Origin of the sequence: Evansella halocellulosilytica, from assembly GCF_002335745.1 — a bacterium.
In the GTDB taxonomy this organism is placed as follows: Bacteria; Bacillota; Bacilli; order Bacillales; family Salisediminibacteriaceae; genus Bacillus_CA; species Bacillus_CA halocellulosilytica.
In genome coordinates, this window is sequence record NZ_NIST01000001.1 from 4,995,558 (window position 1) to 5,014,049 (window position 18,492).

Here is an 18,492-nt window from a genome sequence, read left to right on the forward strand (position 1 = left end):
ACGCATGTGTTTTTTTCCATGAAAAACTCAAAAGTTTGTGATATAATTCACGTACTATTGCACAATGAAAATAATTAATAATAATAATGACAAAATGTAAAAAAGCAAATATTAACCATTACTACGGAGAATAACTTATTTACCCTATACTATCATATTCCTTCATCTTCTTTTTTTCAACTCCTTTTTGACGATTTCTTGAACTTTCTTCATAAATAGTAGTAAATTCCACCTATATCCTTCACTCACTTTTAAATATAACAATTACACAGGGGATTTTTTGGGAATTTTTAGATTTGTTTGATTAATTATTCACAAGCTCTTTTCTTCATACTAATTTTATGATTATAATAAAATAGAGTTATGATTGTTGTTTTAAATAAAGTGTGGAGGTGTCAGGTTTGTCTACAGAAAGAGAAGTATATGATATTACAATTATTGGAGGAGGACCAACTGGACTTTTCACCGCTTTCTATGGCGGGATGCGGCAAGCAAAAGTAAAAATCATTGAGGCAATGCCACAATTAGGTGGACAATTATCCGCATTATATCCTGAGAAGTATATTTATGATATTGCTGGTTTCCCTAAGGTCAGAGCCCAAGAACTAATTGACAATTTAGTTGAACAAGCTGACCAGTTCTCCCCTACAATTTCATTGGAGCAAACTGTTGAAAATGTTGAAAAAGGTGACGATGATATATTTACGATTAAGACAAATAAAGAAACTCACTATTCTAAGGCAGTTGTGATAACTGCTGGAGTAGGCGCTTTCCAGCCAAGAAAATTACAAATTGAAGGTGCTGAGCAATACGAAGGAAAGAACTTACATTATTTCGTCAGCGATTTAAATAAATTTGCTGGGGATCGTGTTCTATTAGCCGGCGGTGGTGATTCTGCGGTAGACTGGACGTTAATGTTAGAAGATATTGCAGAAGATATTATGATAGTCCATAGAAGAAATAAGTTCCGTGCCCATGAACATAGTGTAGAGCAATTACATTCTTCAGAAAAAATTAAGATTCGTACACCTTATGTTGTTCATAAACTTCACGGCGACGGTGAAAAAATTACCGCTGTCGATATAAAGGAAAAAGATGGCGACAACATTCAAACAATTGAAGTCGATGCTGTCATCGTAAATTACGGTTTTGTTTCTGCCTTAGGTCCAATAAAGGAATGGGGCCTAGAAATCGAGAAAAATTCGATTGTTGTCAATACAAAGATGGAAACAAACATTAAAGGAATTTATGCTGCAGGGGACGTTACAACATACGATGGGAAGGTAAAACTTATCGCTTGCGGATTTGGAGAAGCTCCGATCGCTGTTAACAATGCTAAAGCGCTCATTGATCCAAAGGCAAAAGTATTCCCTGGACACAGTTCACACATGTTTTAAACATTTCTTACTAATAGTGCGTGTTCAAAAAGGAGGACAAAAAGAGCAAGTAGATCAAGGTGACGAAGTTTTGAATCGCGGAGCGTAATACACGAGTAACGGAGAAACGAGTCAACGTAGAGATACGAAAGTTTTTCCCAGACTTTTTGAACACCCTCTAATATGTGCACCTTTTCATGAAAGACCCCTTTATTGATGGGGTCTTATTCTTTTTTGTGAAAAATACTTTAACAAAGCCTGACAAAAGAAAAGCGCAAGCGCCTTTGGTTATCGACGAAGAAAACTGGTCGGAAAAAACGCCACGTCCAGTGGCATACCCGGCATTAGGACGTCCTGTCCATCGAGACAACTCGTAAGATAAGATCTTCGGCTAAAACCCCCGCGTCCTGCGGGAACGCCGAAGTCACCACGTCCGTGTGGAAGCTCGTGATGTAAACGCTCGTGCCTGCTAGTCTAGACAGCAACCAAGAGATTGAAATTTTATACTTTCTTAACCTTAAAAAAAAGCTAACATTTAACATATTTATACTATGCTAAATATTAGCTTTTGTTTCTCTATTGATGGATTAACAGTCTTCTGGAGTTCCCGCATTTGTTGCTGTACGGAATGAAGCACCGCAACCACAAGAAGCAATCGCATTTGGATTGTCTAGTGTAAAACCTCCACCCATCATATTTTGTTTATAATCAATTTCTACTCCTTCAAGCATTGGAGCACTCTCTTCATCAACGACAACCTTTAAGCCTTCAAGTTCAAACGTTTTATCTTTATCTGTCACTTCAGTATCAAAGCCCATTCCATATGAAAGACCTGTACAACCTCCACCTTTAACCCCTACTCTTAAATAGGCATCTTTTTGCTCCTGATCTTCCATCATTTTCTTAACTTGTGAAACGGCTGATTCACTAATTTTAATCATCATCTTCACCCCTTCTGTTCGATTGGATGTTAATGTTAGTATATCGTTTTCTACATGAACCATCAAGGAAACTGTTTCAACTATATTTTATGATCACAATACGTATCCCGCTACCATTCATCCATCCCGAAGTGACACTGGATATTATATGATAATATATTTTACCTATATCTTCTGTTTGTCACTTTCGTAAAAATGATGGTAAGATAAGTAATGAGTTTATTTTGTAAAACGAAATTTTGTCGCACATAGAATTTATTTAAACATCATAGGTTGAATTTAAACATTCGGGAGGAGAAACTATGAGTACAATTTTACTTGATCCAAGTCTCCAGGATATAAAAGATAAAGTATTGAATGGGGAAAGATTAACAATTGAGGACGGGTTAAAACTTTATGATACTCCGGATTTATTGACAGTAGCCCAGCTAGCAAATCAAGTGAATGAAAAAATAAACGGAAATAACGTGTATTTTATTCAAAACATGTACATAAATCCTACAAATGTATGCGAAGCTAGCTGTGCATTTTGCGGGTTTAAACGAAAGCCTGGTGAAGAAGGCGCTTATACAATGAATGAAGAAGACTTATTAAAATATGTAGAAGAGCGCTGGAACGATAACATTCGTGAATTTCATATTGTAGGCGGGCATAACACAGAAGTTCCATTCGACTACTATTTAGATACGATTCGTACTTTAAAGAAACATTATCCTCAATGTACTGTTAAAGCATATACTGGGGCAGAAATTGAATTTTTCGCTCGCTTATCAGGTTTATCAATGAAAGAGGTAATTGAAGAACTCATTAAAGCAGGGCTTGATACGTTACCTGGCGGTGGTGCAGAAATATTAACTGAGCGCTATCGGGCAAAGATGAGTCCTGAAAAAGCTTCAACTGACGAATGGCTTGAAGCACATGAAATTGCTCATAACCTTGGACTAAAAACACATGCAACAATGTTGTACGGTTCTATAGAGAAAAAAGAAGAACGTCTTATTCATATGGACCGCCTTCGTGAGCTGCAAGATCGTACAAATGGATACATGGTATTTATTCCACTTGCAATGCAGCCAAAAAGCGTAAATGCTGGATTAAAACGCCGTACTTCAGCTTATGATGATCTTCGTACAATTGCAATCAGCCGTTTAATGTTAGATAATTTCGATCACATTAAAGCTTATTGGATTAACATCGGTCCACAACTGACACAAATGGCGCTAACATTCGGAAGCTCAGATATTCATGGTACATTAATTGAAGAAAGAATTTCTCATTCAGCAGGGGCTCTAACTTCTCAAGGATTAACTCGAGAAGAATTAATTCATTTAATTAAAGGAGCAAATAAAGTTCCAGTTGAAAGAGATACATTCTATAACGTAGTAAAAACTTATTAATTTTAAAAGGACTGTCCGCAATGGACAGTCCTTTTTATTCTGTTATCGTCGTTCAGCTTTTTTCATATAAGTGCCTGTGCAAATCGTCTCTGCTGGACCTGTCATCCATACTCGCCCATCATCTGCCCACATAATTGTTAAATCTCCTCCGGCTAAGTGAACAACGACCTCTTCCCCTTTTGAACTGTATTCATTTAATACGGATGCGACAACAGCTGCACATGCTCCAGTGCCACATGCCTCTGTCACTCCAGAGCCTCTTTCCCATACACGGAAAATAATCTCATTTGAAGAGACAACCTCAACAAATTCCACATTGACGCCTTCAGGGAATCGCTCATGTTTTTCAATTAATGGACCTAAACTCATCAATGGGGCTTCATTAATTTCAGGTACAAAGAAAACAGCGTGCGGATTTCCCATTGAAACAGCAGTCATCAAATATTCTTGCTGTTCAGCTTTAATCGTCTCTCGCACAACTGGTTTATTGACTGCCCCTGTTAAAGGAATCTTTGTAGGATCAAAAGACGGGTTCCCCATATCAATCGTAATTTCCTTTACTGCCTCATCTGATTTGTCTGTTTTAACCGTCGCCGTTACATTTCCACCTAACGTTTCAATGCTCATTGTTTTATTATTGACTATTTTATGTTCATAGGCATATTTAGCTACACACCGAAGTCCATTTCCACAATTTTTCGCTTCTGAACCATCCTTGTTAAAAACTCGCATATGAACATCTGCTTTTTCAGAAGGGCTTATTAGGATTAATCCGTCAGAACCGATTCCAGTATGAATATTCGATACTTCAATCGCTAATGATTCGAGTTCATCTTCTTGTAATGATTCTTCAAATGTATTAACAAAAATATATTGATTTCCTAATCCGTGCATTTTCGTAAATTTCATACTGGTCTTCCTTTCGTTATCTTCTAAGCTTTTCATTTGTCCAAAAATAATCGTCATCTGCTTCTAATATCGTCATCGTTTTTAAACAGCATGGAAGATTTAATCGTTGTTTCACCTTATCTTTAGCAAGTAACAATGATTCCTTGCTCATATGCGTTAAAACATTTGACTCACCACAATATGGACATTGTGATAAATATACTTCTCCCATTTGCAAGTCATACGGCCAAGTGTGATCAAAAGGAATTGGTTTCATCTCATCGCCACCTAAATCGAATTTCATTTTATTTATTCTATCATATGTACCACATAATAGTGATGAAAATGAAGGCTAATAATTCCCATATTCCCCCAGGTGCCTGGCACTTGGAATTAATTAGTATTAATTAGTATTAATTAGTATTAATTAGAATTAATTAAAATGATATGGAGTGAAAATAAAAAACTGCCGGATCGTTTCCGGCAGTCGAATTAAAACATAGGATTCTCTTCTAAAAATTGATATATATTTGTTAGCAATTCTTCGTTTGTCTCCCCGCTAACCATTTCCCCGTTTACGAGGGCAAACTTTGTCATCGCACATTGTCCACAAAAGCTTAAGCAACCATATTCAATAACATCCAGGTTCGGATCTTTTTCAAGCTCCTCTTTTACTTGTTGTGTACCGCTTGCTAAATTGCTAACACAAAACTCAATAATTGGTTTCATGTTTCATTCACTCCTGTGCCAAACGATCATCTCAAACATCCTAACGCCTGCTTTTCATTTTGTCAACTGAACTAATCGCTGCAGCACGCATATTTTCTATAAATTGGTATTTCTGACGACCAAAAATATGGTCACAATGCTTTATATGAAGCATATTTAAGAAAAATAAAAGATTCTTAAAAATGTTGTTATTTCGACAAATAACTGATAAAATTTAAATTGATTAACCGACGTTATTATTGTTACCAATGTGGATATGGAAGATAACATCTGTTTCCACCTGGGCACTATGAGTCGCACAGGAAGAGGAGGCTGATCATGTGCGAAATTTACTCATCTTAGGTGGCGGATATGGAGGACTACGTGTCATTCAAAAACTGCTTTCATCAAGCGGAATGCATGATACGAGCATTACTTTGATTGAAAAAGAACCTTACCATAGCTTAAAAACAGAATTTTATGCATTAGCTGCTGGTACGGTTGCCGATAAACATCTAAGAATGTCATTTCCTAACGATGTCCGTCTTGAATTGAAATTTGAAACCGTTTCCGAAATTGTTTTAGAAGAAAACCTAGTAAAACTTGCTGATGGTGAAGACCTTTCCTACGATGACCTCGTTATCGGTCTCGGTTGTGAAGACCGCTATCACAACGTACCTGGAGCACCGGAACATACGTTAAGTATTCAAAGTATGCGTAAAGCACGAAAGACGTATGAAGCACTACAAAGTGTAAAAGCAAATGGCACTGTCGCAATCGTTGGCGGCGGCCTAAGTGGAGTCGAACTCGCGAGTGAACTTCGTGAAAGCAGACCCGATCTTAAAGTAATGCTATTTGATCGAGGGAAAAATATCCTTTCCATGTTCCCTCCCAAGCTGTACAACTACGTGACAAACTGGCTCGTTGATAATGGTGTAGAAATTGTCAGTGAAGCCAATATTACCAAAGTTGAAGAACATATATTGTATAACCATGATGAACCCGTTTCTGCTGATGCGATTATTTGGACAGCAGGGATACAAGCAAACCACCTCGTCCGTTCATTAGACGTCGAAAAAGATGGTATGGGGCGAGTTGTTGTAACGAAACATCACCAAGCACCAGGGTATGACAATGTATTTGTTGTCGGCGACTGTGCAAAGTTAGACCATGCACCGAGCGCCCAGCTAGCTGAAGCCCAAGCGGAACAAATTGCGATGCTTTTAGAGAAAAAGTGGGCTGGCGAAGAGTTCCCAGATGAAATGCCGAAAATTAAATTAAAAGGTGTTTTAGGTTCATTAGGAAAAAAACACGGATTTGGATTAATGGGAGAAAAACCATTAACTGGTCGAGTTCCACGTGTATTAAAGTCTGGTGTCTTATGGATGTATAAATATCATTCTGGGTCGTAATGAAACAACAAGCTCTTTTCGTATCTTAGGTTACAACTTGCTTCCGTTGCAAGAGTAGCTTAACCTTTAAGATAAGAACGAGAGCATATATTTTTGCATCAAAAAGGGCTTCCTATTATCAGGATAACAAATACCGGCATGAGGGAAGCCCTTTCATATTTATGATGATAATTGTTCAATTTTTTGATAAATGACTTTTAACTTTGGATTCCCTTCTGCCACCACTTCTCCATTAAGAACAACGAGCGGGTAAAAATATTCATCATCTAATATTTTTTCAGCATATTGTTTTTCTTCTGCAGTCGCAGGAGTATAAATATCACAATAGTTCATAACGATATTTTTATCCGAATATTTCCGATTTAAAGCAGCTTCTAACCATTCCATCGTTTCCTTCGCACTTGGTAAGTTTACACAACTTGCACATTTTATTTCTGCTCCGTAAACGGTAATATGAATTGGTTCCATATGAGGTATCTCCCCTTTTCACAATTGTCTTCTTTATTTTAACATACCGCTATTATAGCGTCCCAGACATGAAAAAACACATTAAAATGGATACAATCATAAAATAAATAAGCTCAGTTCATGGATTTTTTTTATTATGGATATTATAATAGAGATAAAGAAAGGAGTGTTGTGCGATGACAAATGCAACTATGGAAGATCAAGTGCAAGAAGTACTTGATAAATTACGCCCATTCCTCCTACGTGATGGCGGGGATGTTGAGCTAGTAGGAATCGATGAAGGAGTCGTTAAAGTACGTTTAATGGGTGCTTGTGGTTCTTGCCCAAGTTCAACAATTACACTAAAAGCGGGTATTGAACGCGCACTTCTTGAAGAAGTTCCAGGTGTAACAGAATTAGAACAAGTATTCTAACTTTCAATTAATAAACGAGGCTGGGACAAAACCCAGTTAATAAGAGTGGCACTCACCGTCGGTGAGTGCCATTTCTTCTTTTTCAGTTATTCATATTATATTTTGGGTTGATTGTTTCAAAAAACACTCGCTTGCCGCGGGCACGGCTTCAGCTAATCGGGGTAAAATCGCCCCGATGGATCTTCTGCTCCTGCGGTTACTCGTCGCACAAGAGAAAGCTCTTGCTTTTCCCGCAGGCGTCTCGTGATTTTGACCCGCAACTTGGATAAGTCCGTCTAGTTTATACGTATACACAAAAAGGATACCTTCTGATAAAGTTAAAGTATCCACACAAAAACAGAATCGGAGGTATCCTTATGTATAAAGATTATAACATGAATCAGATCATTTTGCCGATGGATTTAGCCTATAAACTTCAGGAAAATGATATCGCTTTTGCCGTGAATGATATGGTAGAAGCCATCCCCGATGAGGCAGTCAGTGGATTTTTACGTACAACGGGCTGTCCGGCCTATCATCCCAGAATGATGATGAAGATCATCCTTTGCGCCTATACACAATCTGTCTTCTCTGGGAGAAAAATTGAGGAGCTTTTGAAAGACAGTGTTCGGATGATGTGGCTGGCGCAAGGGTATGACCCAAGCTACCGTACGATCAACCGTTTTAGGGTACACCATGAAGTCCAAGAATTACTACGTCAGTGTTTCGTTCAATTCCGTTGTCAGCTGGTTAAAGAAAAGGTGATTGAAGATGAATCGATCTCATCGATGGCACAAAGATTGAGGCAAATGCAAATGAGTTTACGTTTGTCTGGCGTAAATCCGTTGAAAGGTACAGCACCCGTTTAGTTGAGAAATCCAATCAACTCTATGAGGAACTTCTAGAACATGAGATCATTCCTGCAATAGAACGGGATAGCCAAAAAGAACTGTCTAACAAGGCGCTCGAAGAGGTCGTTCAGAAGTTGGATGAAACCATTGAAGGGTACGATAACCGGATTGAAACGACTCAAGACACACAGAAACGAAAACAACTTCGCTCAGAACGGAAAGCACCTAAACAGTAGCGTAAAAAGTTCAAGGATTTTGCCGCGCGTAAACAAAAATACAAGCAGGATCTTGCGACCCTGGGAGATCGAAACAGCTATTCCAAGACAGACCATGATGCCACGTTTATGCGGATGAAAGATGACTACATGAAGAATGGTCAACTGAAAGCCGGATATAATCTTCAAATTGCAACCGAAGGACAATATACGCTCGCTTATGACATATTTCCAAATCCAACTGATACGCTGACGTTGATCCCTTTTTTGAATACAATTGAAAAAGGTTTCTTTTCGTTGCCATCATTTATCGTTGCGGATGCCGGTTATGGCAGCGAACAGAATTATGATGATGTGTTAAACAACCGCCAACGGATGCCACTCATCACCTACAGCATGTATCGAAAAGAGAAGAAAAAAGCGTATAGAAACAATGCTTTTAACGTAGCCAATTGGCATTTTGATCAGGAGGGTGAAACATTTATCTGTCCAAATGGTAAGAGAGTAAATTTCCGGTATACTTCGAATAAGACAGATAAAGCAGGGTTTCAACGCACGTTTAAGGTTTATGAATGTGAAGACTGTTCCGAGTGTCCCTTGCGGGCACAATGCAGTTAGAATAAAAAGTGGACACCCTCTAACAGAAAAGAGATAATACATCTAACAAGGAGGGGTTCACATGGGTGAACAACGGCAAAGGTATAATGAAGAATTTAAGCGTCAGACAGTTCGATTTGTTCAGGAACAAAAGAAGACAGTGACAGACATTGCAGAAGAATTGAAAATTCCCACAAGTACTCTATATGAGTGGATAGCCCAATACCGAGAATTTGAGAATGAGCCAGTGGCAAGCGTAGATCGCATAAAAGAATTGGAACAGCGTCTTCGAGAAAAAGAGCGTGAAGCATCAGACGCACAGGAACAGTTGGCGATTTTAAAAAAGGCCGTGCACATCTTCAGCAATCCAAACAATTAAGGTTTGAATTTATAGAAAACCATCGCGCCGAGTTTTCTGTGACGAAGATGTGCAAGGTGTTAGGCGTGTCGCGAAGCGGTTTTCATAAGTGGAGAAATCACACTCCTAGTCCGCAAGAGCAGCGGGAAAAAGCGGTGAAAGAACGTATCCTCTACCATTATCATGATTCCGAGAAACGATATGGTGCTCCTAAAATTACCGAACTATTACTTCAAGAGGGGTATAAAATTAGTGATCGCACAGTTGGGATCTACATGAATGATTTAGGGGTTCACTCTTGTGTGGTCAAGAAGTTTCGTGTCCGTACTACCGATTCGAACCATAACCATCCCATCGCTCCTAATACATTGGATCAACAGTTTACCGTGTCAGCTCCTAACAAAGTGTGGGTGTCAGATATCACATATATCCCCTGCCGAGAAGGACGTCAATATTTAGCAACCATCTTAGACCTATGTACACGGGAAATTGTGGGGTGGCGACTTGATAACCACATGTCTAACGAGTTAGTTCTTGATGCCTTAAAGGATGCTTACCATGCAAGAAAGCCAGAAAAGGGGCTCCTTCATCACTCGGATCGTGGTACGCAATATGCTTCACATGCGTACCGACAACAGCTAGAGGATTTCGGTATGGAAGCGAGTATGAGCCGTACTGGAAACTGTTATGATAACGCTTGTGCCGAATCGTTCTTCAGCCTTCTAAAAAAAAGAATTAATGCAAGGTCAACGATTTAAGACGAAGAAGAAAGCCTACACCGAAGTATATCGTTATATCGAGTTCTTCTATAACCGCAAACGAATTCACAGTAGTCTTGGGTATGTATCCCCAACTTATTATTTTCAACATTTTTATCGACAAGAGATCAGTGCTTAAAAACAGGCCAAGAAAGGTCCTTCTTCACGTAACCACCAACCAGATAATAGAGCGAAAGGGTCAAGCGGTTTAGGCTTGACGCATTCGCGACATTATCTAAGCTTTTAAAAAGTGAAGAAGGGTCTGTACTTCAAACGAGTATCCAATATTCTGTTATGAGGTGTCTACTTTTTTGACATAGGTCCACAATGTACAAAGGCCAAAGAGGGAAATAACCGAAAGGTTTATTACAATGAAAAATGGGAGAACCAAAAAGCTTATATTCGTGAAGTGCTTTCGGAACAGAAAACAGGCGAGATTTACGGGAAACGTAAAATCGATGTCGAGCCAGTCTTCGGGTTTCTGAAGGCTAATTTGCATTTCACCCGAACGTCGGTGAGAGGCAAGAAGAAGGTAAAAAATGAATTAGGATTTGCACTTATGGCGGTGAACTTGAGAAAGTACACCGCCCGACAGTCTCATCAACCTATTTTAGGTCAACAAAACGGTGCCAACTATCGAAAAGCGATAATTGACACCGTTTTTTACTTAATTTGAGACTGTTTTGTCCCAGCCCCGTTTTTTATATGACATATATGCTTACTTTAAGTACAATCCAATGTTCACTAAAAAATCTCCTCATTTAGGAGCGCTTCCGGTCGTTCCCCCCGTAAAACATTTACGATATTCCTGCTTGCAAGCTTAGCCATGTCATATCTTGTTTCAACACTCGCACTTCCGATATGCGGCAAAGCGACAACATTACGAAATTGAAGAAGTGGGTGATCAGCTCCGATCGGTTCTTCTTTAAATACATCTAATCCAGCACCAGCAATCTCTTTTTCAGCTAAAGCTTTTGTCAGGGCTTCTTCGTCGACTACGCCTCCACGTGAAGCATTTATAAAAATCGCAGATGGTTTCATACGCTTAAAAACGTTTTCCGTAAACATATTTTTTGTTTCATCAGTCAGCGGCGCAAGACAAACGATGTAATCGGACATTTCAATGAGCTCATCAAATGGAGTATAAGTTGCATCAAGAGCTTTTTCAACATCTTCTTTTCTTGAACGGTTATAGTATAAAATGTTCATATCAAATCCTGACGCCCTTTTTGCTACAGCAGAACCTATTCTTCCCATTCCGACAATCCCAATCGTCTTATGATGAATATCAGTTCCGGCTAATAATAAAGGTCCCCAGTTTTTCCATTTGCCATCCTTAATATATTCCGCTGATTCCACAATCCGCCGTCCGGTCGCCATAAGTAGTGCGAATGTTAAATCTGCAGTCGTGTCTGTTAAAACGTCTGGTGTATTGCAAACGGCAATACCGTGTTTAGAAGCTGCTTCAACATCAATATTATCAAAGCCGACAGCTAAATTGGCCACAACTTTTAATTTTGGTGCTTGCTCGATCAGTTCTGCGTCAATTTGGTCAGACAACATCGTAAATAATCCATCTGCTTTTTTCGCCTCTTCTAACAAAACCTGAAGAGGTACAGGTTCTTCCTCTTTCGGCCAAACGTTAACCTCAGCATACTCTCGCAATGGTATAAGTGCTTCTTCTGGTACTCGTCTCGTTACATAAACATATGGTTTTTCCATAAACGTCTCCCCTTCTACCTCTCATATCACGACCATTATAAACCTTTCAGTCAAAGATGAGCAATTTTTTCGGAGGGCTTGGCCATTTACAGACTTAAAAACGAAAGCACAGCTGTATTATACGTAGGAGCTGTGCTTGATCGAAGGTGTTTGAAACCATAGAGGACAATGGTTCGTCTTCTGAAGATGCGGATAACGAGTTGTTAAATATAAAAACAGTTTTTCATAATCAGCAGAGCGGTCAAATAAGTTCATACAGTTCTGTCTCATGCTTGCACGCTCTTCACTATACACAGTTTGATAATATGCTTCTATTTGTTCGAAATAATGTGTCGGGAACATGCATCTTGCAAGAAGTAATTTTTGATCAAAGAGTGAAAGCGGATGATATGCTTCATAATCGTTCAAAAATTCATTAATGATATGCAGCTGGTTGCTCTCTTCCTCATTCATCCAATAGCTTCGGACATACTCTGTAATATCACGTGTATAATGATCATATAAAAAATCTGTCGGTACTTTTAATGAAGAAAGCTCATGCTCATGTACCGTAAGCCATGTATTTTCTCTAAAACGGTGGTGGCAGATTGTGTTTCCGCCTGCTGATAAAACGGGTTCATCTATTAATAAATCTGCAGTCATTTGAATTGCATTCTCACATAAACCAAGATAATAAGGAAAGCTTATTAAAAACTGTTCATCTAAATCTGTTTTCATTCTTTCCTGCCTCATTCGCACATACCATTTCTCTAGCTGATCCAACCTTCGCTCCCACTTTAATTTCCAAGCACTTATGCCGAAAGTCATCTCAGTATTTTTCGTATATTGCGGTGAATAGGTCATCCCTTTTTCATGAAACTTTGCTAATCTTGTTCCAATTTTATCGACGTTAAACGTATTTATATCTTGGAAATGAGGCTTTTCAATCGAGAATAAAACGGCTTCTCCTCCATCATGTGAAATAGCTTTTCGGTCCCCTTCTGGCTTTACGTATTGAGCTAATCCTCTTTCTCCATAATATCGAAGCCAATTAGCCATATTGATTTGTTCATCTAATTGATTCATATTTCGCTCATCAATCGTTCGAACTAAATACTCATCACCATTTGCTAAAACGACAAGATCATCTCCAACGTATAAGACATCGTCTAAATAAATTCGAAAGTGGTCAAATAGTTGTCTGTCTAACACACTTGGTCCCTCCAATACGTGCAACTCTTAAAACAGTGTATGTTATATCCGCCCAATCTGTTCATTTATTCGTATAAACGGCTGCATCATGTAAAAAATAATCAAGTAACACTGTTTAAACAACAATGAGAACGTGACCGCATATACTTTTGGAAAAGGACTTAGGGTGATGAGATGAAAGAACACTATGATGAAGTTGAATTAACAGCTAGGAAATGGTTACAAGAAAGAGGTGTTACAATTGATGACATCGCAGAGCTTGTATACTATTTACAATCTAATTATGTTGAAGATCTTTCAATAGAAACATGTAAGGAAAATATTGACCGTGTATTGTCTAAACGAGAAGTGCAAAATGCCATCATTACTGGGATACAGTTAGATAGACTTGCCGAAGAAGGCAAATTAGAAAAGCCGCTCCAAGGTATCATTGAGCGCGATGAAGGGTTATATGGTGTAGATGAGATTATTGCCTTATCGATCGTGAATGTGTACGGTTCAATCGGATTTACGAACTATGGTTACATTGATAAGCAAAAACCAGGGGTATTAAAAAAATTGAACGATAAAAGCCAAGGATGCCACACTTTCTTAGATGACATCGTAGGAGCTATAGCTGCCGCAGCGTCGAGCCGTCTCGCTCATAGTGTAAAAAACCTTGAATAACAGCACCCGTTATAAGAGAAAACCTAACCTACATCAAACTCAAAAAAAAATTACCACTAAAAATTCCCAGGTGCCAGGCACCTGGGAATTTTTGGATCTATACATATACTTCTTTACTTCTACACTTGCCATTCGTCCAATGAATGAATCGACCAGGTTGGTTGAACCTCTAGTTCATCTAATTGCTCTTTAGAAGTGACTCCAGTATGAACAATGATTGTATCCATACCAGCGTTAATACCAGCCATAATATCTGTTTGATAATTGTCACCGACCATGACGGAGTCCTCCAATGACGTACCTAACATCTCAAGTGCTTGATTAACGATTATTGATTCTGGCTTTCCTATAAACGTAGGTTTTACCCCTGTTGACACGGAGACAACAGAAGTTAAAGAGCCATTACCTGGCAGTAACCCTCTTTCTGTTGGGATCGCTACATCACTATTCGTTGATAAAAATGCTGCACCTGCTCTCACTGACAAACAAGCTTTACTTAACTTTTTGTATGTAATCTCGTGGTCAATGCCCATCACGACAGCATTCACTTTATTTTCCTCTTCTGTCAACGTAAAACCTTTATTCAAAAGGGCACTTCTTAATCCTTTCTCACCTATCATATATACATTTGCTCCAGGCTTTTGTTCATGCAAGTAATTTGCTGCTGCTATACTTGACGTAATAATATCTTTAGGTGCAGCTGGAATGTCCATAGAATTTAACTTATCAGAAACTTGTTCAGGTGTTTTTGAAGAGTTATTTGTGACAAATAAATATGGAATGCTCGCTTCCTTTAATCGTTTTATGAAATGTGATGCCGCTTCAATCTTTTCTGTACCTCTGTACATCGTTCCGTCTAAGTCAACTAAATATCCTTTATATTGCTTCATTAAAACCTCTCCTAATATGTATATAAATTTAATCAGATAACAGTTAAGTAATAATCAAGATTTGCCGATAAATTAGAATTCACAACTCGAAACGGTTGGCAAGCTCGACTGCACCGATTTAGCGACGGCTTCACTGCCATCTCCCATATTTGCCTAAATCAATTCATACAACGATGCAAGTAATAAAAGCGCAAGCACCCTCAGTTATCGACGAAGAACACTGGTCGGACAAAGCGCCACGTACTACGCCCTACCCGGAATTAGGACGTTCTTTCCGTCGAGGCAACTCTCTAGTTCCCCTTCGACTAAAACCCCTACGTCCTGCGGGAACGCCGAAATCACTACATCCATGTAGAAGTGCGTGATATAAACGCTCTTCGCTGAAACTAGACAAGACAATGATCGAAAGATTGAAATTATATACTTGCTTATCTACCGAAAAAGAATCGCCACTCAGAGGAGTGACGTTTCAATATGTACGCTTTCATTTTTATAATCGTGAATGCACTCTCTAACTAGTGTACATACTGCTCTAATCTTTTTGAGGCAAAAAGGCTGAAACCGGCCCTAATTCATTTTCTAAATATATTCGAACTTTCCCCGGGAAATTAAGGAGGGTAACACTCTCTTTATGAAAAGCTTGATATAACCTATTATGATCAACCTTCGTATATTGTTGAAGTAAAGCTTTTCTCCAAGGAATTAACTGCTTTATCGAGTTCGCATCGTCTTTTGAAATCACCTTTTCATCTAATAAAATGTCAACGACATCATCATAGCTGCCCGGATCTCTCATAATAAACCCATCAATCATTTGATTCCCTACATCGATCATCACTTCAATCGTCATATGAGCAATTCTTTCTAACATGAATTGCTGATCCTTGCTCTCCAATGACTTTTCTTTTGAAAAAGTTTCAATCAATTGCTCCATATATTGTAAGCGCTCTTCTATTAATTTTCTGTCAACAAAATACATACAAATCCCCTCTTTTCATTCAAATAAACACAATTAGTATAACACATTAGTCGATTTCTCAAGGAATCTAATGGCAAATTGGCGATTTCAATTTATTTCGTATGGAATTTTTGTTATTATGATGAAGAATTGTTCGACCTTATAAATGCTATGTCATAATTCGATAAATCTTCTTTGTCATTATCATCGACCTTTCTTACTAAAAAGTCAATATTTACGATAAAGATGATGAATCGGCTAAACGATAAGCATAGTAATAAGAAAAGCGCTAGAGTCCTGACATGAAAAAGTCCAAACTTAAACTTCAAGTGGCAGGACGAAGCGATCTAGAGCCGTTGGCGTCTGTCCCTTCCTCTAATAGAATTGCTCTGGAGTTTTCCGTCAACTGGCTGAAATGCCACGTCCTGTGGCATACCCAGAATTAGGACGTACTGTCCGGCTAGACAATTCGTTAGATAAGACCTTCGGATAACATCCCCCATCCTGGGGGAACGTTCGAAGTTGAAGTTATCACATCCGTGCGGAAGCTTGTGATGTAAATGCTTTATGGGGTTAGACAGCGTTCGAGTGGTTGTAATTTTATCTTCTTATCAATTAAAGAAAAGATTCAACGAGAAATTGGGGGAATGATTGTGGAAAGGGAATTAGCGTTAGAAATTGTACGGGTTACCGAAGCTGCATCACTAGCATCTTCACAATGGATGGGCCGAGGTTTAAAAAATGAAGCAGATGATGCTGCTACTAACGCCATGCGCGAAATGTTTGATTCTGTTAATATGAAAGGAACAGTCGTCATTGGGGAAGGTGAATTAGACGAAGCCCCTATGTTATACATCGGAGAAGAACTAGGATCCGGAAATGGTCCAGAGGTTGATATTGCAGTTGATCCGCTTGAAGGTACGAGTATTGTGGCAAAAGGACACCCAAACGCTATGGCAGTTATCGCTGTTGCCGATCGTGGTACACTGCTTCACGCACCAGATATGTATATGGAAAAGCTTGTCGTCGGTCCTGAAGCAGCTGGACTTGTTCGTTTAGATGATCCTATCGAGAAAACAATTGACATCGTTGCCAAGATGACGAACAAGCGCGTTCGTGACGTAACAGTCATTATTCAAGAACGCGAACGCCATGAAGAACTTGTCAACCGTATTAGAGATAAAGGAGCGCGTGTAAAATTATTCGGTGATGGCGATGTAGGTGCTTCAATCGCCACTGCAATGCCACGTACCGGAATTGACTTGTTTGTCGGGACAGGTGGTGCTCCAGAAGGGGTCATTTCAGCTGCTGCCATTAAAGCGCTAGGCGGAGATATGCAAGCTCGTCTCGTTCCAATGAATAATGAAGAACACGACCGGTGTAAAAAAATGGGTATTGAAGACGTCAGTCAAGTGCTACATTTAAATGATCTTGTCAAAAGTGATGATGCCATTTTTGCAGCAACCGGCGTCTCAACAGGTGAATTGTTAGAAGGAGTCCGCTTTTTAGGTGGTGACCTTGTCGAAACAGATTCAATCGTCATGCGTGCAAAAACAGGGACAGTTCGTTACATTAAAGCTCATCACCGTTTAAATCAAAAGCCGCATCTTTCCATGCCTGAAGATAATTGAGGAGGAATACAATTTATGAGCGAACGTTTTTTTCTTTACGATGAGATAGAAGAGACGAAGACGAGGTTCGTTAGTTTTATGGGAGAGAGTCAAAGGTTTGACTTAGCTATTACAACAACAACTCGTTATTACGGAAAAAAGCTAGTCATGGATATGCAATCTAACCGATTTGCCATTATTGGTGAAGATGACCTTGATGCACCTGGTTACTTAGAACGGACTTTTGATATTGATGAAGAAGATGGCAAAGAAATGCGTGAGTTTTTATACGAAGTCATTTTATAAGCTTTTTTCAGGAAAATCAAGGCTAGAATAATGTACCTACCTCCTTTCCATACTACATGGTAAGGAGGTTTCTTTATGAACAATAAGCACGGCCGTCAAAAAGACCAATATTCTGACTTTATAACTGTCGAAAAAAACCGGAAAGAACTTATCGCTGAACAAACACCTGAAGGTGCTTATGGCTCTCCTATTGAAGAAACGTTTGAAAAAACGACTCCATGGACAGAAGGCCAACGTACAGCAAGCGCATTCGCATATGAAAATAAGGAATTGCACCAAGGACTCGAACGAAAAGACCCTGGGGCACATCTGACTCACGATGATAAACGAACAGACTACCAGCACCCATACCGAAAATCCTAAACCAAAAATATCCAGGTGCCAGGCACCTGGATATTTTTGGATATTTATAGGTATTTTAAAACCTCAGCATTGATTTTATGCTTAGGATTCATATACTTATGAAGACTTCTTGTCTTCTTTCACTTTGCGCACTACAAAATAAGCACAACCAAAATTGCAGTATTCATATAAATATTCCGGGAGCGAACTGATCTTTGCATCAAAGCTTGATTTTCTATGCTTATCATCGAAAAAGCCTTTCAAACGCAATTGTTCATATCCCCAATCACCAACAATATAATCATATTTATTTAAGACATCACTGTATCGGTTTTTAAATTCCTCTTCAACCCATCCGTCTCTTACGTCTTCAACGAGTTCAAACGTATTTCCTTGAATGCGAATCATTTACAGCCACCTCTCTTCACTCTCTTTATATTGCCTTA

Annotated in this window: 21 protein-coding genes and 2 pseudogenes; 13 read left to right on the forward strand and 10 right to left on the reverse strand. The window is 38.9% G+C overall.

What is annotated here, in order from left to right; translation table 11 throughout:
• The first annotated feature begins 401 nt into the window (after positions 1-401).
• Positions 402-1,397: an NAD(P)/FAD-dependent oxidoreductase gene (locus CD001_RS23645; RefSeq protein ID WP_096190034.1), complete on the forward strand. Its 996-nt coding sequence runs from the start codon at positions 402-404 to the stop codon at positions 1,395-1,397.
• Positions 1,398-1,963: 566 nt separating this feature from the next.
• Here the strand turns inward: CD001_RS23645 and CD001_RS23655 are convergent.
• On the reverse strand, positions 1,964-2,317 hold the full coding sequence (locus CD001_RS23655; protein ID WP_179298879.1) for a HesB/IscA family protein: 354 nt from the start codon (positions 2,315-2,317) through the stop codon (positions 1,964-1,966).
• A gap of 302 nt (positions 2,318-2,619) precedes the next feature.
• Between CD001_RS23655 and mqnE the strand changes: the two genes are divergently transcribed.
• Positions 2,620-3,714, forward strand: coding sequence for an aminofutalosine synthase MqnE (mqnE, locus tag CD001_RS23660; RefSeq protein WP_096190036.1), 1,095 nt, complete (start codon positions 2,620-2,622; stop codon positions 3,712-3,714).
• A 42-nt stretch (positions 3,715-3,756) separates the two neighbouring features.
• Here mqnE and dapF read toward each other — a convergent pair whose 3' ends face one another.
• From dapF to CD001_RS23675, 3 genes are all read right to left on the reverse strand, one after another.
• Positions 3,757-4,659: a diaminopimelate epimerase gene (dapF, locus tag CD001_RS23665; protein ID WP_407081154.1), complete on the reverse strand. Its 903-nt coding sequence runs from the start codon at positions 4,657-4,659 to the stop codon at positions 3,757-3,759.
• On the reverse strand, positions 4,640-4,879 hold the full coding sequence (locus CD001_RS23670) for a hypothetical protein (protein WP_096190038.1): 240 nt from the start codon (positions 4,877-4,879) through the stop codon (positions 4,640-4,642). The genes dapF and CD001_RS23670 overlap by 20 nt, the downstream gene beginning before the upstream one ends.
• Before the next feature lie 215 nt (positions 4,880-5,094).
• Positions 5,095-5,331 (reverse strand): YuzB family protein, encoded by a 237-nt coding sequence (locus CD001_RS23675; protein WP_096190039.1) that lies wholly within the window; start codon positions 5,329-5,331, stop codon positions 5,095-5,097.
• 320 nt (positions 5,332-5,651) lie between these two features.
• Between CD001_RS23675 and CD001_RS23680 the strand changes: the two genes are divergently transcribed.
• Positions 5,652-6,722, forward strand: a complete 1,071-nt coding sequence (locus CD001_RS23680; protein ID WP_096190040.1) for an NAD(P)/FAD-dependent oxidoreductase — start codon at positions 5,652-5,654, stop codon at positions 6,720-6,722.
• A 159-nt stretch (positions 6,723-6,881) separates the two neighbouring features.
• Here CD001_RS23680 and CD001_RS23685 read toward each other — a convergent pair whose 3' ends face one another.
• Positions 6,882-7,190, reverse strand: coding sequence for a YuzD family protein (locus CD001_RS23685; RefSeq protein ID WP_096190041.1), 309 nt, complete (start codon positions 7,188-7,190; stop codon positions 6,882-6,884).
• A gap of 176 nt (positions 7,191-7,366) precedes the next feature.
• Between CD001_RS23685 and CD001_RS23690 the strand changes: the two genes are divergently transcribed.
• From CD001_RS23690 to CD001_RS23720, 6 genes and pseudogenes are all read left to right on the forward strand, one after another.
• On the forward strand, positions 7,367-7,603 hold the full coding sequence (locus CD001_RS23690; RefSeq protein ID WP_096190042.1) for a NifU family protein: 237 nt from the start codon (positions 7,367-7,369) through the stop codon (positions 7,601-7,603).
• 356 nt (positions 7,604-7,959) lie between these two features.
• Positions 7,960-9,263, forward strand: a pseudogene (locus tag CD001_RS23700) (IS1182 family transposase); the annotation flags it as partial.
• 64 nt (positions 9,264-9,327) lie between these two features.
• Entirely contained in the window at positions 9,328-9,624 is a 297-nt protein-coding gene (locus CD001_RS23705) for a transposase (RefSeq protein WP_096190044.1), read from the forward strand.
• A gap of 11 nt (positions 9,625-9,635) precedes the next feature.
• Positions 9,636-10,361, forward strand: a complete 726-nt coding sequence (locus tag CD001_RS23710) for an IS3 family transposase (protein ID WP_257010009.1) — start codon at positions 9,636-9,638, stop codon at positions 10,359-10,361.
• Positions 10,342-10,500: an IS3 family transposase gene (locus tag CD001_RS27425; protein WP_096190046.1), complete on the forward strand. Its 159-nt coding sequence runs from the start codon at positions 10,342-10,344 to the stop codon at positions 10,498-10,500. The genes CD001_RS23710 and CD001_RS27425 overlap by 20 nt, the downstream gene beginning before the upstream one ends.
• A 186-nt stretch (positions 10,501-10,686) precedes the next feature.
• Positions 10,687-11,037, forward strand: a pseudogene (locus CD001_RS23720) (transposase); the annotation flags it as partial.
• A gap of 68 nt (positions 11,038-11,105) precedes the next feature.
• Here CD001_RS23720 and CD001_RS23725 read toward each other — a convergent pair.
• A complete protein-coding gene (locus CD001_RS23725; protein WP_096190047.1) occupies positions 11,106-12,083 on the reverse strand; it encodes a 2-hydroxyacid dehydrogenase in 978 nt (325 codons plus the stop codon).
• A gap of 117 nt (positions 12,084-12,200) precedes the next feature.
• The gene (yutH, locus tag CD001_RS23730) at positions 12,201-13,274 is read right to left on the reverse strand and encodes a spore coat putative kinase YutH (protein WP_179298880.1); all 1,074 of its coding nucleotides are present in this window, start codon (positions 13,272-13,274) and stop codon (positions 12,201-12,203) included.
• 174 nt (positions 13,275-13,448) lie between these two features.
• Here yutH and CD001_RS23735 point away from each other — a divergent pair, with 174 nt between their 5' ends.
• Positions 13,449-13,940 (forward strand): phosphatidylglycerophosphatase A family protein, encoded by a 492-nt coding sequence (locus CD001_RS23735; RefSeq protein ID WP_096190049.1) that lies wholly within the window; start codon positions 13,449-13,451, stop codon positions 13,938-13,940.
• A 119-nt stretch (positions 13,941-14,059) separates the two neighbouring features.
• Here the strand turns inward: CD001_RS23735 and CD001_RS23740 are convergent, their stop codons facing one another.
• Positions 14,060-14,830 (reverse strand): TIGR01457 family HAD-type hydrolase, encoded by a 771-nt coding sequence (locus CD001_RS23740; protein WP_096190050.1) that lies wholly within the window; start codon positions 14,828-14,830, stop codon positions 14,060-14,062.
• A gap of 532 nt (positions 14,831-15,362) precedes the next feature.
• Positions 15,363-15,809: a DUF86 domain-containing protein gene (locus CD001_RS23745; RefSeq protein WP_096190051.1), complete on the reverse strand. Its 447-nt coding sequence runs from the start codon at positions 15,807-15,809 to the stop codon at positions 15,363-15,365.
• A gap of 632 nt (positions 15,810-16,441) precedes the next feature.
• On the opposite strand from CD001_RS23745, the gene glpX reads away from it, so the two are divergent.
• From glpX to CD001_RS23760, 3 genes are all read left to right on the forward strand, one after another.
• Positions 16,442-17,419 (forward strand): class II fructose-bisphosphatase, encoded by a 978-nt coding sequence (gene glpX, locus CD001_RS23750; RefSeq protein WP_096190744.1) that lies wholly within the window; start codon positions 16,442-16,444, stop codon positions 17,417-17,419.
• Between the two features lie 15 nt (positions 17,420-17,434).
• A complete protein-coding gene (locus tag CD001_RS23755; RefSeq protein ID WP_096190052.1) occupies positions 17,435-17,704 on the forward strand; it encodes a DUF3055 domain-containing protein in 270 nt (89 codons plus the stop codon).
• A gap of 75 nt (positions 17,705-17,779) precedes the next feature.
• A complete protein-coding gene (locus tag CD001_RS23760) occupies positions 17,780-18,067 on the forward strand; it encodes a hypothetical protein (RefSeq protein WP_096190053.1) in 288 nt (95 codons plus the stop codon).
• A gap of 96 nt (positions 18,068-18,163) precedes the next feature.
• Here CD001_RS23760 and CD001_RS23765 read toward each other — a convergent pair whose 3' ends face one another.
• Positions 18,164-18,454 (reverse strand): YutD family protein, encoded by a 291-nt coding sequence (locus CD001_RS23765; protein WP_096190054.1) that lies wholly within the window; start codon positions 18,452-18,454, stop codon positions 18,164-18,166.
• Positions 18,455-18,492 lie beyond the last annotated feature (38 nt).

Bases quoted from the DNA above. Each gene is read 5' to 3' on its own strand.
- CD001_RS23655 (WP_179298879.1), bottom strand. From the start codon at position 2,317: ATGATTAAAATTAGTGAATCAGCCGTTTCACAAGTTAAGAAAATGATG.
- mqnE (WP_096190036.1), top strand. From the start codon at position 2,620: ATGAGTACAATTTTACTTGATCCAAGTCTCCAGGATATAAAAGATAAA.
- dapF (WP_407081154.1), bottom strand. From the start codon at position 4,659: ATGAAAAGCTTAGAAGATAACGAAAGGAAGACCAGTATGAAATTTACG.
- CD001_RS23670 (WP_096190038.1), bottom strand. From the start codon at position 4,879: ATGAAACCAATTCCTTTTGATCACACTTGGCCGTATGACTTGCAAATG.
- CD001_RS23675 (WP_096190039.1), bottom strand. From the start codon at position 5,331: ATGAAACCAATTATTGAGTTTTGTGTTAGCAATTTAGCAAGCGGTACA.
- CD001_RS23685 (WP_096190041.1), bottom strand. From the start codon at position 7,190: ATGGAACCAATTCATATTACCGTTTACGGAGCAGAAATAAAATGTGCA.
- CD001_RS23690 (WP_096190042.1), top strand. From the start codon at position 7,367: ATGACAAATGCAACTATGGAAGATCAAGTGCAAGAAGTACTTGATAAA.
- CD001_RS23705 (WP_096190044.1), top strand. From the start codon at position 9,328: ATGGGTGAACAACGGCAAAGGTATAATGAAGAATTTAAGCGTCAGACA.
- CD001_RS27425 (WP_096190046.1), top strand. From the start codon at position 10,342: ATGCAAGGTCAACGATTTAAGACGAAGAAGAAAGCCTACACCGAAGTA.
- CD001_RS23725 (WP_096190047.1), bottom strand. From the start codon at position 12,083: ATGGAAAAACCATATGTTTATGTAACGAGACGAGTACCAGAAGAAGCA.
- CD001_RS23735 (WP_096190049.1), top strand. From the start codon at position 13,449: ATGAAAGAACACTATGATGAAGTTGAATTAACAGCTAGGAAATGGTTA.
- CD001_RS23740 (WP_096190050.1), bottom strand. From the start codon at position 14,830: ATGAAGCAATATAAAGGATATTTAGTTGACTTAGACGGAACGATGTAC.
- CD001_RS23745 (WP_096190051.1), bottom strand. From the start codon at position 15,809: ATGTATTTTGTTGACAGAAAATTAATAGAAGAGCGCTTACAATATATG.
- CD001_RS23755 (WP_096190052.1), top strand. From the start codon at position 17,435: ATGAGCGAACGTTTTTTTCTTTACGATGAGATAGAAGAGACGAAGACG.
- CD001_RS23760 (WP_096190053.1), top strand. From the start codon at position 17,780: ATGAACAATAAGCACGGCCGTCAAAAAGACCAATATTCTGACTTTATA.
- CD001_RS23765 (WP_096190054.1), bottom strand. From the start codon at position 18,454: ATGATTCGCATTCAAGGAAATACGTTTGAACTCGTTGAAGACGTAAGA.